General features: G+C 66.3%; 13 protein-coding genes and 1 pseudogene. 3 read left to right on the forward strand and 11 right to left on the reverse strand.

What is annotated here, in order from left to right:
• Positions 1-114: 114 nt before the first annotated feature.
• The gene (paaB, locus tag FLL57_RS14330) at positions 115-402 is read right to left on the reverse strand and encodes a 1,2-phenylacetyl-CoA epoxidase subunit PaaB (RefSeq protein ID WP_142883229.1); all 288 of its coding nucleotides are present in this window, start codon (positions 400-402) and stop codon (positions 115-117) included.
• Positions 403-434: 32 nt separating this feature from the next.
• Positions 435-1418, reverse strand: coding sequence for a 1,2-phenylacetyl-CoA epoxidase subunit PaaA (gene paaA, locus FLL57_RS14335; protein ID WP_047307205.1), 984 nt, complete (start codon positions 1416-1418; stop codon positions 435-437).
• Between the two features lie 122 nt (positions 1419-1540).
• On the opposite strand from paaA, the gene FLL57_RS14340 reads away from it, so the two are divergent.
• Entirely contained in the window at positions 1541-2215 is a 675-nt protein-coding gene (locus FLL57_RS14340; protein ID WP_142883230.1) for a TetR/AcrR family transcriptional regulator, read from the forward strand.
• Between the two features lie 231 nt (positions 2216-2446).
• On the opposite strand, the gene FLL57_RS14345 is transcribed toward FLL57_RS14340, so the two are convergent.
• From FLL57_RS14345 to FLL57_RS14380, 8 genes and pseudogenes are all read right to left on the reverse strand, one after another.
• Complete coding sequence (locus FLL57_RS14345; protein WP_142883231.1) at positions 2447-2950, reverse strand: phasin; 504 nt, start codon at positions 2948-2950, stop codon at positions 2447-2449.
• A gap of 213 nt (positions 2951-3163) precedes the next feature.
• The gene (locus tag FLL57_RS14350) at positions 3164-3484 is read right to left on the reverse strand and encodes a poly(R)-hydroxyalkanoic acid synthase subunit PhaE (RefSeq protein ID WP_142883232.1); all 321 of its coding nucleotides are present in this window, start codon (positions 3482-3484) and stop codon (positions 3164-3166) included.
• Positions 3485-3530: 46 nt separating this feature from the next.
• Entirely contained in the window at positions 3531-4322 is a 792-nt protein-coding gene (locus FLL57_RS14355; RefSeq protein WP_013501342.1) for an alpha/beta fold hydrolase, read from the reverse strand.
• An 18-nt stretch (positions 4323-4340) separates the two neighbouring features.
• Positions 4341-4595 (reverse strand): DUF6489 family protein, encoded by a 255-nt coding sequence (locus tag FLL57_RS14360; RefSeq protein ID WP_011159311.1) that lies wholly within the window; start codon positions 4593-4595, stop codon positions 4341-4343.
• Between the two features lie 89 nt (positions 4596-4684).
• On the reverse strand, positions 4685-5938 hold the full coding sequence (locus FLL57_RS14365; RefSeq protein ID WP_142883233.1) for an NAD(P)/FAD-dependent oxidoreductase: 1254 nt from the start codon (positions 5936-5938) through the stop codon (positions 4685-4687).
• 276 nt (positions 5939-6214) lie between these two features.
• A complete protein-coding gene (locus tag FLL57_RS14370) occupies positions 6215-9319 on the reverse strand; it encodes a MexW/MexI family multidrug efflux RND transporter permease subunit (protein ID WP_013501340.1) in 3105 nt (1034 codons plus the stop codon).
• 119 nt (positions 9320-9438) lie between these two features.
• A pseudogene (locus tag FLL57_RS14375) lies at positions 9439-10631 on the reverse strand (efflux RND transporter periplasmic adaptor subunit).
• A 1-nt stretch (position 10632) separates the two neighbouring features.
• Positions 10633-11334: a TetR/AcrR family transcriptional regulator gene (locus FLL57_RS14380; protein ID WP_013501338.1), complete on the reverse strand. Its 702-nt coding sequence runs from the start codon at positions 11332-11334 to the stop codon at positions 10633-10635.
• A 256-nt stretch (positions 11335-11590) separates the two neighbouring features.
• Here FLL57_RS14380 and FLL57_RS14385 point away from each other — a divergent pair, with 256 nt between their 5' ends.
• Together FLL57_RS14385 and FLL57_RS14390 are read left to right on the forward strand one after the other, a co-directional pair.
• Positions 11591-12811, forward strand: coding sequence for a cytochrome P450 (locus tag FLL57_RS14385; RefSeq protein WP_047307201.1), 1221 nt, complete (start codon positions 11591-11593; stop codon positions 12809-12811).
• A gap of 170 nt (positions 12812-12981) precedes the next feature.
• On the forward strand, positions 12982-14535 hold the full coding sequence (locus FLL57_RS14390) for a L,D-transpeptidase (protein ID WP_142883234.1): 1554 nt from the start codon (positions 12982-12984) through the stop codon (positions 14533-14535).
• Between the two features lie 9 nt (positions 14536-14544).
• Here FLL57_RS14390 and FLL57_RS14395 read toward each other — a convergent pair whose 3' ends face one another.
• Positions 14545-15417: a VOC family protein gene (locus tag FLL57_RS14395; RefSeq protein WP_047307199.1), complete on the reverse strand. Its 873-nt coding sequence runs from the start codon at positions 15415-15417 to the stop codon at positions 14545-14547.
• Positions 15418-15660: the final 243 nt, after the last annotated feature.

The raw sequence follows: 15660 nt of genomic DNA on the forward strand, positions 1-15660 counted from the left end.
CCCGGCCATCCACGTCTTGTTTGCCGCACATGCCGGAAGGCGTGGATGCCCGGGACGAGCCCGGGCATGACGACGTAGAGTCCGGGTCGGCGTGCTTATTCCCACATCAACGATTTACATATGCCCGACTTCGTCGGGCACTTCGTAGAACGTCGGATGGCGATAGATCTTGCTCTCCGCCGGTTCGAACAACATGCCGGCCTCGGCCGGGTCGCTGGCGGTGATCGCGTTCGATGGCACCACCCAGATCGACAGGCCTTCGCCACGGCGGGTGTAGATGTCGCGCGCGGCCTGCAGCGCCAGCGTGGCGTCTGCGGCGTGCAGCGAGCCGACGTGCTTGTGCGCCAGCCCGTTGCGGCTGCGGATGAAGACCTCCCACAGCAGCGTATTCGGCGTGGTCATCGTGATGTCCTCCCGGAGGATCGTCGCGGCGATTATGCCGCCAGTCTGTTCTTGCGCTTCTCGGCGTAGGCGGCAGCAGCCTCGCGCACCCAGGCGCCGTCGTCGTGCGCCTTGCGCCGCGCCGCCATGCGGTCGCGGTTGCACGGGCCGTTGCCGGCGAGCACCTGCTTGAACTCGTCCCAAGGAATTTCGCCGTACTCCCAGTGCCCGGTCGCGTCGTTCTTCTTCAGATCCGGATCGGGGAGCGTCAGACCGAGATAGTGCGCCTGCGGCACGGTGGCATCGACGAATTTCTGGCGCAGTTCGTCGTTGGAGAACCGCTTGATCTTCCACTTGGTCGACGTGTCGCTGTGCTGGCTGGCCTGATCCGGGGGGCCGAACATCATCAGGCACGGCCACCACCAGCGGTTCAGCGCGTCCTGCGCCAGCGCCTTCTGCTCGGCAGACCCCTTCGCCAGCGTCAGCATGATCTCGTAGCCCTGGCGCTGGTGGAACGACTCTTCCTTGCAGACGCGGATCATCGCGCGTGCATACGGCCCATAGGAGCAGCGGCACAGCGGGATCTGATTCATGATCGCGGCGCCGTCGACCAGCCAGCCGATCGCGCCGATGTCGGCCCAGGTCAGGGTCGGGTAGTTGAAGATCGACGAGTACTTGGCCTTGCCGCTGAGGAGCTGATCGACCAGTTCCTCGCGCGAGGCGCCGAGGGTTTCGGCGGCGGCGTAGAGATACAGGCCGTGGCCGCACTCGTCCTGGACCTTGGCGAGCAGCGCCGCTTTCCGGCGCAGGGTCGGCGCACGGGTGATCCAATTACCTTCCGGCAGCATGCCGACGATTTCGGAATGCGCGTGCTGGGAGATCTGACGCACCAGCGTCTTGCGGTACGCGGCCGGCATCCAGTCGTTCGGCTCGATCCGCTCCTCGGCGTCGATCCGCGCCTGGAACCGCGCCGCCCGTTCGGCGTCCTCGATGTTCCGTTCGTCACCGTCGGACACGTTCAGTGCCTGGGTGTACATGGCGATCTCCTCCGGCGTTGTTGGAAATATAATTGACCAATTGGACGGTCAATGCAAGTGTCGGAACCAATCACCGATGGTGCGTCGCAACGCACTGTCCGCCAGCAGGATTCCGACCGCCCATGGCGCGCACGCGAGCCACCGACTACGACGATAAACGCCGCGGCATTCTCAGCCGTTCCGCGCGGCTGTTCGCCGAACACGGCTACACCGGCACCTCGATCACCATGATCGCCGATGCCTGCGGCGTCTCGAAGGCGCTGATGTATCACTACTACCCGTCGAAGGATGCGGTGCTGTTCGATCTGCTCGAAGATCACCTGCAGCACCTGGTCACGGTCGTCGACGCCGCAACGCAGGGCGAAAGCGATCCGAGTGACCGGCTGTTTGCGATTTCGGCGGCACTGCTCGAGGCCTATCGCGGCGCCGATGCCGAACATCAGGTGCAGATATCCAGCCTGAAGCTGCTGCCGCCGGAGCAGCAGGACGTGTTGAAGGCGCTGGAGCGGAAGCTGGTCGTCTCGATGTCGGATGCGATCGCCGCCGCGATCCCGGCCGCGGCCGCCAAGCCGGAGCTGCTGAAGCCGCTGACGATGTCGCTGTTCGGCATGCTGAACTGGCACTACCTCTGGTTCCGCGAAGGCAAGGGCCTGTCGCGTGAGACTTACGCGCAGATGGTCACCACGCTGATGATCGCCGGCGCCGAACAGGCGATCGACGCGATCACGGAGCCGACCAAAGCCGAGCGCGCACCGCGGAAGAAGAGCGAGCGCGTGCCCGTGGCGCGGCGGGCGTAGGTCGTACGGACTCTCCAATTGTCATTCCGGGGCGCGCGAAGCGCGAACCCGGAATCTCTCTCATTACTAACAACCTCGGGATTCCGAGTTCGCTCGCTCTGCGAGCGCCCCGGAATGACGGAGGCGAGGCCGGACGCTGCCCCAAAAAAGAAAGGCCCGCGCGAGCGGGCCGAGGTCGGGAGGAACGTCGAGCCTCGATCGTCAGAGGCCCGGGGTCGTCAGCAGCGGCGGTTAGGCCGACTTGCTGAAGGTCTTGGTGAAGTTGTCCTGCACCGATTTGGCGCCGTCGCTGACCAGCTTGCCGAAATACTCGGTGGCGAACTTGGCGCGCGACACCATCACTTCGCCCTGCGAGCGTGCAAGGTCGGACTGGATCTGGAACGCCTCGTTCACCGATTTCGCCGACGCCAGCTTGTCGATGCCGGTGAAGAACGCTTCGGTGTCCTGATAGATCGCCTGCTGAATGTTGCGGGTGATCTTGGCGGCTTCGCTCACCGAATTGGCCACGGTTTCCTCGATCGCCGAGGTCACCTTCTCCGAACCGGCGTGGAAGTCGGCAACCTTGTCCTTGGCGGTGCCGGCGGCACGCTTGACGAAGTCGCGGGCGGCTTCCGGAACCTCGAGGGTCTGGAAGTTCTTGAACGCGTCGGTCACCGGCTGGAACGCCTGCTTGACGCTGTCGGCCACCGTCTCGGCCGCCTTGGTGTAGCTCTCGTGGTTAGCAGCATCGGTCATCTGAAATCTCCATCCTCGTCGTCTGAGCCATGGTCTTCCCGTCCGACCATGCGGCCCGGGCAGGTAAAATATGACATAAATCATGCTGCATTGCAACATTGATGTTGCAATGCAACACGGAGATTGGCCTATATCGCTGATTTAACTGTAATTTTTCAGACACCAACCACAATCAGCGCGTGCTTCTTGTGGGATGTACATCGCCTTCAAGACTCAAGCTGATCCTTTCGGTCGGTCAGACTTCGCCGGCTGCACCGCAGCCGCGAGCTCGTCGAGCCGGCGCTCGACCTCGGCCAGCCGGGCATTGAACTCCTGCATCTGCGCGCGCGACGGCAGATTCATACCGGCGAGATATTTGTCCATCATCTCGGCGAACTGCTTGTGGGCCTCGGCGGAAACGCCGCCGACCTGCTGCGCAACTTTTCCGAGCTCCGGCGACGCCAGCGCCTGATTGGCGAAGGCCGCAAAACCCTTGCTCATCTCGCCGAACATCGCCTGCCACGCCGCTGCCGGATCGTTGTCCTTGTCGGCCATTGCCGTCTCCCTCGTTGTCCTGCGCGGCATGCCGCGCGACGACGTTTTAGCGACTCGGCGCGGCGTAGGCGAAGCCAAATGGACCGGAACGATCGAACGGGGTGAAAGCGCCCTCCGGCTGCGCCAGTCGGTCGGCGATCGCCCACAGCACCGCCGGATTGACCACCAGACCGATATGGCTGGCGAGCACCACCTCGATGTTCTCAGCGCGCGGCGACGGCGTCAGGTGCGAGGTGCGCCAGTTCACGATGCCGTCGGTGCGCGAATAGATCGAGGTGGCCGGCACCGGCATCTCGCCGCCGAGCGGTTCGAGATCTTCGAGCTGGACCTCGCTCAGCTCCTCGCCGGACAGCTTCTCGTAGATCCGCCTGGCGTTGGTGGCGGTGACGTCGCCGGTGAACGGGCTGCCGAGGGTGATGATGTCGCGCACCATCCCGGGCGCGTGCAGCGCGAGGTCACGAGCGTAAACGCCGCCGAGACTCCAGCCCACCAGGCTGACCTTGCGGCCGGTCGCCTCGTGAACCGCGGCGAGCCGGCTCCGCAGCCTGGCGCGCATCCGGTAGATGCCGCCGAGATTGCGGCCGAGCTCCCAGGCGAACACCTGATAGCCGAGCAGCCGCAGATAGCGCCGCAGCGGCGCGGTCGACAGATCGCTGGCGAGCAGCCCCGGCAGCACCAGCACCGGATGGCCGTCGCCGCGCGGCGCCTGCAGCAGCAGCGGCGACAGCAGCAGGCTGGCGTTGAATTCGAACAAGCTGCGCGCCTCGGCGAGCAGCAGCGCCACGCTCGGCGGCTTCAGCCGCTCGCGCGTCACGCCGGCGCCGCTGTCGACAGGCATCGCGTCTCCAATGATCGGTTACTTCTTGTCCTTGGTCAGCGCGCTGCCGAGGCCGGTCATCGAGATGAACATCTCGCCGAATCGTTCGGCGAGCTTCGGATCGAAGGTGAACCAGGTCTTCATCAACGCCTCGGGCGAGACCTTCTCGATGTTCGACAGCATCTGCTCCTGCAGCTTGTCCATCACCGCGGTCTGCATGGGCTGCACGTCGGGAAGCCCGAAGAACTGCCGCGCTTCTTCCGGCGTGCAATCGATCTCGACGTTGACTTTCATGGCCGCTCCACAGTCCTGCATTGACGCGGTGCCAGTATCGCCGCGACTGGTGCCGCGATGCAAGCGATCCGACAGGATCGCGCGCGGCTTCAACCGAAGCGTTCGGCGGAGAACGGACGCGGATCGGTCAGCGGCTGTTCGCCGGTCATCATTTCGGCGAGCAGCCGGCCGGTGACCGGGCCGAGCGTCAGCCCGTGATGCTGATGGCCGAAATCGAACCACAGGCCGGGATGCCGCGGCGCGCGGCCGATCAACGGCAGCATATCCGGAAAGCAAGGCCGCGACCCCATCCACGGCTTCTGCTCGATGGTCTCGCCGAGCGGGAACAGCGAGCGCGCCACCGGCAGCGTCTGCGCGATCTGCACCGGCGACGGCGGCGCGTCGCGGCGCGCGAACTCGGCACCGGTGGTCAGGCGGATGCCGCGATTCATCGGCGCCAGCAGATAGCCGCGATCGGCGTCGAGCACCGCGTGCTGCAGGCTGGCGTTGCCGCGCGGAGACAGATGGATATGGTAGCCGCGCTTGACGCCGAGCGGGAAACGATAGCCGAGCGGCTTGAACACCAGGTCCGACCACGGCCCCATCGCCACCACCGCCTCGCGAGCGGTGACGATTCCGAGCTCGGTCGCGACCCGCCAGCCGCCCTCCTCCTGCTGCAGCGTGCGCGCGTCGCCCTGGACGAAGCGGCCGCCGCGCCGGGAGAACAGCTCCGCGTAGGCTTTGACCAGCCCGCCGGGATCGGGGATCGAGCCGGGCTCGAGCCAATGGATTGCGCCGGCAAAATCGCCGGTGAGGTTCGGTTCGCGTTCAGCGATGCCGGCACGATCGAGCACGTCGGCGACGACGCCGAACTGCCGCGCCCGTTCGAGATCGCCGAGCGCCTTGGTAAAACTCTTGGGCGAACGGAACAGCTTGATCCAGCCGGTCTTGCGCAGCAACTCGGGCACGCCGGCATCCGCAATCAGCGCCTCGTGCTCGGCGAGGCTGCGCCGGATCAGCGGCAACGCGGCCTGCGCGGTCTCGGCCGCGCGGCGCGGCGACGAGGCGAGAAAATAGCGCACCAGCCAGGGCAGGAATTCGGGAATGCCGGAAAGCTGATAGTGCGCGTCGGCCGAGCCGTTCAGCGCATAGCGCAGCAGGTGACCGGGATCGCGCGGAAACATGTAGGGAAACACCGAGGCGCATTCGATCAGCCCGGCATTGCCGTAGCTGGTCTCGTCGCCCGCCGTGCCGTTGCGATCGACCAGCACCACGTCGCGCCCGCGGCGCTGGAGATGTAACGCAGCGCAGACACCGACGATGCCCGCGCCGAGCACCACGACATCGGTCTCGTTCCGCTTCATGGCTCCGAGTTAAGCGCATCGCTGAGGAATCGCAAACGCCAAACCGCGTTTGCAATGGTGCCATAACGGCGCATCGCAACTCGGGCCGCGCGCTGCAAAGGGGCGCGTCACCGGCAGCTCAAACGCCGGGCAATCCGCTGCATTTCGTATCATCGCGACGACCGGCGCCGCCGCTCTGCAAAGTCCGGATGTCGGGACGATGACGAATCGCGCGCGTCAAGAAAATGGCGGGCCGATCGGCCCGCCACTTTTGGTCGGAATGTCGCAGCCCTCGGTTCAGCTCGGCTTCAGCGCCGGCGAGCCGTGCTCCATCTCGTAGTCCTCGATCTGCTTGGTGCGATCGGACTCCAGCGCGGCGCGGTGATCGGTGCCGATCGCCACATACACCGCCGGCAGCACGAACAGCGTGAACAGCGTGCCGATCATCATGCCGGAGACGACGACGAGGCCGATCGAGAACCGGCTCGCGGCGCCGGCGCCCGAGGCTGTGAGCAGCGGCAACAGGCCTGTGACCATCGCGGCGGTGGTCATCAGGATCGGCCGCAGCCGCACCCGCGCCGACTGTTCGATCGCGGTGCGCTTGTCGAGCGCCTCCTTGATCTGCAGCTCGCGCGCGAACTCGACCATCAGGATGCCGTGCTTGCTGATCAGGCCGACCAGCGTCAAAAGACCGACCTGGGTGTAGATGTTGATCGTCGCCGCGCCGAAGAACAGCGGAATCAGCGCACCGCAGATCGCCATCGGCACGGTGATCATGATCACCAGCGGGTCGCGCAGCGACTCGAACTGCGCGGCGAGCACCAGGAAGATGATGATCAGCGCGAAGCCGAATGTGATGGCGAGCTGGTTGCCCTCCTGCACGTATTGCCGCGCATCGGCGAGATAGTCGTGACCGAACCCGGACGGCAGATTCTTGGCCTGCTGTTCGAGGAATTCCACGGCCTTGCCGACGGTGACGCCCGGCATCGGCACCGCCTGGAAGGTCGCGGAGTTGAGCTGGTTGTAGTGCGACAGCGCGTTCGGATCGGTCGCGGTCTCGATCGTCACCAGCGTCGACAACGGCACCTGCTGGCCGCTGGCGCTCGGCACGTAGAAGCCGTCGAGCGACTGCGGCGTCAGCCGGTCGGCGCGCGGCACCTGCGGGATCACCTGATACGACCGGCCTTCGAGATTGAAGCGGTTGACGTAGTTGCCGCCGAGCAGCGTCGCCAGCGTGGTGCCGAGCCGCTGCATGTTGATCCCGAGGTCGCTCGCCTTGGTGCGATCGATCGTCACCCGCACCACCGGCTGGTTGAAGTCGAGGTCGCTGTCGGCAACGATGAACAGCCCGCTCTTGCGCGCAGCATCCTTCAGCTTGACCATTTCTTCGAACACCGCGCGGAAGCCGGCGGTCGAGTTGATCACCATCTGGATCGGCAGACCGCCCGGACCGCCGGGCAGCGGCGGCAGGTTGAAGGCGAAGGCGTTGACGCCCTCGATCTTGCTGAGCTCGGCCTGCACCAGCGGTTTGAGCTGCATCGCGGTGCGCTTGCGTTCGTCCCACGGCTTCAGCAGCATGCCGGCGATGCCGTTGTTCGGGCCCGACGTGCCGTTGAGGATGAAGCGCAGGTCGGTCTCCGGGAAGCTGGCATAGGCCTTGTCGAGCTTCTCGCCGTAGTAGTTGGCGTAGTCGATATTGGCGTATTTCGGCGCTTTCGTCACCGCGAACACGATACCCTGATCCTCTTCGGGCGCCAGCTCCTTGGCCGTATTCATGTACATGAAGCCGACCAGACCGAGGATCACCACGGCGAACATCCCGGTGATCGGCCGGTAGTCGAGCGAGCGGTCGAGCTGCCGGCCGTACCACCGCGTCACCGAGCTGAACACGGAATCGACCTTGCGGGCGAACCAGCCCTGGCTGTCCTGATGCTTGAGCAGAACCGAGCACATCATCGGCGACAGCGTCAGCGCGATGATGCCCGAGACGATCACCGCGCCGGCCAGCGTGAACGCGAATTCGCGGAACAGCGCGCCGGTGAGGCCGCCGAGGAAGCCGATCGGGGCATACACCGCGGCCAGCGTGATGGTCATCGAGATCACCGGGCCGACGATCTCGCGGGCACCGATCAACGAGGCCTGGACCGGACTCTTCCCTTCCTCGAGATGGCGGTGGATGTTCTCGACCACCACGATGGCGTCGTCGACCACGAGGCCGATCGCCAGCACCATGGCCAGCAGCGTCAGCAGGTTGATCGAGAATCCCATCGCCAGCATCGCGGTGCAGACGCCGATCAGCGACAGCGGGATCGTCACCACCGGGATGATCACCGAGCGGAACGAGGCCAGGAACAGGAAGATCACCACGATCACGATGCCGACGGCTTCGATCAGCGTCTTCTCCACCTCGTCGATCGACGAGCGGATGAACTTGGTCGAATCGTAGGCGACCTTCATGTGCATCGAGGGCGGCAGATTGCGCTCGATTTCCGGGAACAGGGCGCGCACGCCGGTGACGATGTTGAGCGGGTTGCCCTGCGGGGTGGCCTGCACGCCGATGAAGATCGCCCGCTCGCCGGAGAACGCCACGCTGCTGTCGGTACTCTGCGCCGCCAGTTCGACGGTAGCGACGTCCTCCATCCGCACGAAGCCGCCGTCCTTGGCCTTGACGATCATCCGCTTGAACTGGTCGACGTTCTGAAGGTCGGTGTTGGTCGTGATGTTGGAGACGGTCAGATAGCCTTTGGTCTGGCCCGCCGCCGCCTGGAAGTTGTTGGCCTGGATCGCCGCCGAAATGTCGTTCGCCGACACGCCGCGGCCCGCCATCCGCAACGGATCGAGCCATATCCGCATCGCGAACGTCTGGCCGCCGAGAATGTCGGCGGAGGCGACGCCGTCGACCGTCGACAGCACCGGCTGCACCACGCGCGTCAGATAGTCGGAGATCGCCGATCCCGACAATTCGTTGCTCGAGAAGCCGATATACATCACCGCCGTGGTCTGGCCGGTGGATTTGACGATCACCGGATCGTTGGCTTCCTTGGGGATCAGGTATTTGACCGAATTCACCTTCGCCAGCACTTCGGTGAGCGCCTGGTTGGGATCGAAGTTCAGCTTGACGTAGACGGTGATCAGGCTCTGGCCCTGCGTCGAGGCCGAGGTGATGTAGTCGACGCCTTCGGCCGAGGCGACCGCCTGCTCCAGCGGCGTGGTGATGAAGCCCTGCATCAGGTCCGGCGAGGCGCCCGGATACGACGTGGTGATGGTCACCACGGTGTTGGACAGCTTCGGATATTGCCGGATCGGCAGCGTCATCGCGGCGCGGAAGCCGATCAGCAGAATCAGCATGCTGACCACCAGCGACAGCACCGGGCGCTTGATGAAGATGTCGGTGAGGACCATACGGACGCTCCGTGGCGCACGGCTCTCGCGCGGCGCGCGGCGAGGCTGCGGTTGAGTTGTCTTCCGGACGGCGCCGATCGCCGGCCGGACCTGTTCGATACGAGGGCCGCTTTCGACCGTCAGTAACGCGGCTCGTCTTCGGCTGCGGCGGAGGCGGATCGGTCGAGATCGCCACCGCGGCGCCCGACTGCAGCTTGAGCTGACCAACCGCGACGACGCGGTCACCCGGCTTCACCCCGGTCAGGATCACGGCGCGGCCGTCGATCCGGTCGCCGGTGCGAACGAAAGTCCGCACCGCCGACAGATTGCTTTTCCCGTCCTCGCCCTTCTCGTCCTTGATCAGGAAAACGGAGTCGCCGTACAGCGTGTAGTCGACCGCGGTCTCCGGCACGGTGATCACCGCCGGCTTGTCGGGAAGCACCACGGTGGTGGTCGCGAACATGCCCGGCCGCAGCACCCGGCCCGGATTGACCAGGGTCGCCTGCACCCGGATGTTGCGGGTGTCGGTCGAGATCTGCGGTTCGATGGTGGTGATCTTGCCGTCGAACACCCGCCCCGGATAGGCGTCGACCGTGACGCGGACGGCCTGACCGACCGCCAACGTGCCGGAGTCTTTTTCCGTCACGGTGAAGTTGTCGTAAACCTGCGACAGGTCGGTGAGCGACACGATCTGGGTGCCGGCGCTCAGATACTGGCCGACTTCGACCTGCCGCACGCCGAGCACGCCGTCGAACGGCGCCCGCACCGTCTTCTGCGAAATCAGCGCTTCGGTCTTGGCGATTCCGGCATTGGCCTGATCGAACGCCGCCTGCGCCGAATCCACCGTCGCCTGCGGGCCGAACTGCCGCGCGGCGAGCTGCTTGGCGCGGTCGAGCGATAGTTCGGCGACCTTGGCCTGCGCGCGGAAGTTCGCGAGATCGGCCAGCTCGGTCTCGTCGAACAGCTTCACCAGCGGAGTGCCCTGCTTCACCTCGGAGCCGGCCTGAAACAGGATGTCGGTAATGCGGCCCGAGACGTCCGAGGTGACGTTGACCTGATGCACGGCGGCCAGATTGCCGACCGCGGTCAGCAGGTTGGGCAGCACTTCGGACTTCGCCTCTGCGACCGTGACGGTGATCGGCGGCGGTTTGTTGTTGGCGAAGAACTGCGCAATCATATGATTGCGGAAGGCGTTGAAGCCGACCAGCACGGCGACCAGCAGCCCCAGCAGCAACCCGACGATGATGAACCAGCGGACCTTCCGCACCGGGCGCGGGCGCGGATTCTCGCTGGAGCTCCGCGACGACGGCGGAGTTTCTGTCGCAAGCGTCATGTCATGCACTTCCTGTCGTTTCCGCCTGCATCCGATCTTGCGAAAATTCGCGGTCGAGATGGACGGCAATTACGGCTTCGTTCAGACCAATTCCACGTAGGATGAATTCGCACATCTGGCGCTCGAGACCGGCGGGGTTGCCGTAGCTCAGGCACGGCACCGACGGCAGCCGCGCCAGCGCCGCCATCAGCAAGGTGTGGTGGGCGAACCAGAACAGGTTCATCGGCTCCTCGCCGATCCTGACCGCATCGCCCGCCTCCACCGCCCGCTCCAGCGACATCACGAAGGTTCGCCCGATCAGACCGGTGACCTTCTCGTACACCAGACGGGCGAACTCGCCGTCGTCGAGCTGGCTCGACACCAGCAGGCGCAGCCGCTGATCCTCCTCCTGCTCCGGATGATCGGAGGCGTGCAGGAAGTGCAGCACCATCTCCCGGACCAGCACCACCAGCGTCTGGGTCGAGGGCTCGGCACCGAGCAGCTCGATCAGCGCCGGATCGGCCTCGCGCTCGCAGGCCAGAATCTCGGCATACAGCGCCGCCTTGCTCGGGAAATGCTTGAACAGCAACCCCTCCGAGATCGACGCGGCGGCCGCGACGCTCTTGGTGGTGGTCCCTGCAAAGCCGTTCCGGGCAAAGCAACGCTTGGCTGCGCCCAGGATCAGTTCCCGGCGCAAGTCGCTGGTCATGCGCAGTGAAGTCATTTTGTGAGTAGGCACTCACTTTGGCAATTGTCAATCAGGATCGCTGCAACGCACTAAATCGTGAGGGTCGAGATTGGCGGAAGCGGGGCGGACAAGCGCACCCGCCGGCCAAGGCGGTCCGGCTCGCCGAAGGCGGGAGACGAGCCGGCGCCTGACATGCGGCTGGCCGGTTCCATCCGCAAGGGCCTCGACGCGGATTTCCCGGACGTTTCGGCAACGTCGTAAATCGCCTATAGAGATTCAAAACAGGAATGACATGGAAACGGCCCCAGCAGAGCTCGCGGAAGCGTTCGATCTTGCACGTCTGACGCCCGACTTTTACGACAACCCCTACCCGACCTATCAGGCGCTGCGGACCCATCAGCCGGTCAAGCGGCTGGCGGGCGGCGGCTACTTCCTCACCCGCTATGACGACCTGATCGCGGTCTACAAGAACACCACGCTGTTCTCGTCGGACAAGAAGCGTGAGTTCGCGCCGAAATACGGCGAGTCCCTGCTGTTCGAGCATCACACCACCAGCCTGGTGTTCAACGACCCTCCCTCGCATACCCGAGTCAGACGATTGATCATGGGCGCGCTGACGCCGCGGGCGATCGCCGGCATGGAGCCGGACCTGATCGCGCTGGTCGACCGGCTGCTCGACGCCATGGCGAGCAAGGACAAGGTCGACCTGATCGAGGACTTCGCCGCCGCGATCCCGATCGAGGTGATAGGCAATCTGCTCGGCGTGCCGCAGGACGAGCGCGCGCCGCTGCGCGGCTGGTCGCTGGCTATTCTCGGAGCGCTGGAGCCGGTGATCGGACCGGAAGCGTTCGACCGCGGCAACGAGGCGGTACGCGAATTTCTCGGCTATCTCGAGACCCTGATCGCGCGCCGCACCGCCGAGCCCGGCGATCCGGAGCGCGACGTGCTGACCCGGCTGATCCTGGGCGAGGCCGGCGGCGAGAAGCTCTCCGCCAAGGAGCTGCTGCACAACTGCATCTTCCTGCTCAATGCCGGCCACGAGACCACCACCAATCTGATCGGCAACGGGCTGGTGACGCTGGCCGACAACCCTGCGCAAAAGCAGCGCCTGATCGCCGAGCCAGGACTGATCAGGACCGCGGTCGAGGAAATCCTGCGCTACGAGAGCTCCAACCAGCTCGGCAACCGCATCACCACCGCACAGGTCGAGATCGGCGGCGTGACGATGCCGGCGAACACTTCGCTGACACTGTGCATCGGCGCCGCCAACCGCGATCCGGCGCAGTTTGCCGACCCCGACCGGTTCGACGTGGCGCGCAGCCCGAACCGGCATCTCGCCTTCGCCTCCGGGCCGCATCAATGCGCCGGCATGGCGCTGGCAAGGCTGGAAGGCGCAATCGCGCTGTCGCGGTTTCTCGCCCGCTTTCCGGACTACGCGCTCGACGGAGCGCCGCAGCGTGGTGGCCGGGTCCGGTTCCGCGGTTATCTCAGCGTTCCTTGCCGGCTCGGTTAGCGCAGGCCGGCTCCATCGCACCGCCGCATTGTGCTGCGACGGCTGTGCGCGAACCGCCTCCTCGTTGCCCAGCCTCGGCGCCCAACCGGTGGCGGCGCTCGGTGATTTCGGAGATCATGGGCGGCAGAGATTCGTCCGGCCCGAGCGGGCCCTTTCACGAGCGAGGCCCAGTGAATCGACCGACGACGAAGCATGGCGCCCCGCGTCGCTACCGGCGCCCCGTCCTCCTTGCCCTTGCGACGCTGCTTGCCGCGGCCACGCCGGCGCCCGACGCGGACGCCAAGCGGGCCCGCCCCGCGGCGACCACCGAGGCGATCGCTCCCCGCGAAGCCGGCGAGCCGGTGATGGCGATCGTGTCGATCAAGGAGCAGCGGGTAACGCTGTACGACGCCGATGGCTGGATCTATCGCGCGCCGGTCTCGACCGGCACCACCGGGCGCGAAACCCCGGCGGGCGTGTTCACCGTGGTCGAGAAGGACAAGGACCACCGCTCGACGATGTACGACGACGCCTGGATGCCGCACATGCTGCGCATCACCTGGAATGGGGTCGCGCTGCACGGCGGTCCGCTGCCCGGCTACCCGGCGTCGCACGGCTGCGTGCGGATGCCCTACGGTTTCGCCGAACGGATCTTCGACAGGACCAGGATCGGCATGCGGGTGATCGTGTCGCCGGAGGACGCGGCGCCGGTCGACATCAGCCATCCGGTGCTGTTCTCGCCGAGCGCCGAGGCACTCGCCGCAGCGCCGGCGCGCGCCGAAACCGCGGCACGCGCGGCCGAGCAGGCGGCCGAGGCGGCCGACGAGGCCAAGGCCGCCGCCGCCGCAGCCGCCCGCGCGGTGAAGCCGCTGAAGGACAGCTTGCGCAAACTGGAGCGCGCCCGGACGCGGGCCGAAGCGGCGCTGAAGGCGGCCGACAAGGTGCTGGTTGCCGCCGCCACCGACGAAGCCAGGGCCAAGGCGGAACAGCGGCAGCAGCAGGCCGCGCAGCAGCTCGGCGAGGTCACCACCCAGCTCGAAACCGCCAAGGCCGATGCCGACGCCAAGCACGCCGCCGCAGCCGCCACCAAGGAAGCCGCCAAGGCCGCCGCTGCGAAGAAAGCCGAGACCGCGAAGCTCGCGACCGACGCCAGGCTGGCACAGGAGCCGGTGTCGATCTACATCAGCCGGGCGACGCAGAAGCTCTACGTTCGGCGCAACACCCGCAAGCCCTTGCCGGACGGCGGAGAGCTGTTCGACTCCTCGATCGAGGTGCCGGTGACGATCCGCGATCCCGACCGGCCGATCGGCACGCATATCTTCACCGCGATGGCGCGCAACGACGCCGGGTTGCGCTGGAGCGCGGTGACGATCGAGAGCGCCGACGATGCCAGAAGCGCGCTCGACCGTGTCACGATTCCGCCGGAGGTGCTGGACCAGATCGGCCCGACCGCGCTGCCGCGTTCCTCGATCGTCGTGTCGGACGAGCCGCTGAGCGCGGAGACGAATTACCGCACCGAGTTCGTCGCGGTGCTGAGCGATCAGCCGCAGGGCGGTTTCATCACCCGCAGGCCGACCCGCGAACCGCCGATCGCGAGCAACGACGACTGGGGTGACGGCGGTTGGGACAACAACGGCTGGGACAGCGGCTGGTCGAATGACGGCTTCTCCCGCCGCACGGAGCCCCGCGTCGTCCCCAGCCGCCGCGGCGGCTATTACTATCAGCCGCAATCGACCTGGTGGTAGCGGCCGGCGCTACGCGCCATCCACCGCCACGCCGTCGAGAGATTGGGCCGGCGTCCGCTGCACCAGCAGAGTCGGAATCCGGCGGGTTCCGCTGCGCACCGTGACGACGCGGGTGTCGGCGTGACGGCCGGCTCGCGACGCGGTGACGATCAGGCCGGCGGCGATCAGCCGTTCGCGCGCCGCCTCGACATCGTCGACACGCCAGCCCACGCCCCACAGCTTGTCATGCTCGGCGTCCGAGCCGGCGACCGGCCGGTGGACCACTTCGATCCTGAGATCGCCGCAATGGAACGACATCAGCCGCCCCCAGTCCTGCCGGGTGCGGTCCAGCGCCATGGCGAGCCCGAGCCGCGCCCCGTACAGCGCTGCGGCGCGCTCGGGATCGGAGGTCGAGATCACCAGATGATCGAGGCCGACCACCGGCGCCGTCCCGATTACCTGTGAATGCGGTCGTTCGGAGCCGAGTTCGAGGAAGAACATCCGGACCCCGCGGGTGGTCTCGGTCGCGGTCCGGGTGCGCTTCCATGCCAGCGTGGCGCCGGTGATGCGGTCGCGGCCTTCGACGTCTGCGACCGGCGTCGGCTGCAGCGCCACCCGCTCCAGCCGGTTGCGCGTCGCCGCGACGTCGGCGACCCGGAAGCACAGGCTGGCGATTCCCTCGCCTTGCAGCTTGATCAGCGTGCGTAGCCGCTCGGCGTTCGGCCCCGGACCTGACGGCGCCATGAATTCCACCGACATGTTGTCCAGGGTGAACAGAACGTGGTCGGAGCCGTCGTCGCCGCCGCGCCAGGCCGGCGCGCGGGCCAGCAGCGTCTCGTAGGTCGCGACCGTCTCGGCCAGATCGCTGACCAGAACGACGAGGTGATCGATCGCGGTGATCATGAACGTTCCCCCTGCATGCGCAGCGCTCCCGGCGGTGATTTGCGGCGCGATGTTATCGCGTTTGCCGCACCTGTTGATGGACGTGCAATCCCCGGACAATGCCGAGGGCGCCGACCAGCGGCCGTCCTCCCGCGGAGTTCGATCCCGAGCGCTCCTCACTCTCGCCTCCCCTGACCGGGCCTGCCCGGAACAAGGCAGCGCGCGCGTCGTTGTGACTGGATTTTCGGCGAAACCGCTGTCGTA

Source organism: Rhodopseudomonas palustris (genome assembly GCF_007005445.1).
In the GTDB taxonomy this organism is placed as follows: domain Bacteria; phylum Pseudomonadota; class Alphaproteobacteria; order Rhizobiales; family Xanthobacteraceae; genus Rhodopseudomonas; species Rhodopseudomonas palustris_G.